Source organism: Mesorhizobium sp. M8A.F.Ca.ET.207.01.1.1 (assembly GCF_004794715.1).
GTDB lineage: Bacteria > Pseudomonadota > Alphaproteobacteria > Rhizobiales > Rhizobiaceae > Mesorhizobium.
In genome coordinates this window covers 1-377 of sequence record NZ_SRUS01000201.1, presented here as the reverse complement: position 1 = coordinate 377, position 377 = coordinate 1, and the positions used below count along the sequence as shown (strand labels likewise).

At 58.6% G+C, this 377-nt stretch carries 1 protein-coding gene; it reads right to left on the bottom strand.

The features are described 5' to 3' along the window. Positions 1-377: hypothetical protein (locus tag EN850_RS36685; protein ID WP_189591293.1), on the bottom strand; the 377-nt coding region annotated here is incomplete at both ends.

Genomic DNA, 377 nt, shown 5'->3' with positions numbered 1-377 from the left:
CCGAACACATTGGCGGCAATCTCCGGATCAATATGCGGCAGTACAAACGCTCCGTTTACCAAAGCGTTGGCCCATGGAGTTATCCAGTCTTCGACCGCCGCTATTTCGGTAGGGGACCGAGGGCCTCCCATCGTCAGCACGAGACGTCGCATTCGCGACGTTATCGTAGCGTCGATCGTCAACACGAACTGGAGCTTAATGCGACGCGCCGGGTAAACCGGGCGACCGTCAACCTCGTCGGGATACGGCAATTCGTAGCGGTTGCCGTTCGCAGCGGCCAGTAATTCCAGAGCGATATACGCATCGGTTTTTCCGGACGCCACCAAGCTCGAACGCAGGCACTCCAGGAACCGACCGTCGATGGCGGCCATTTCGAG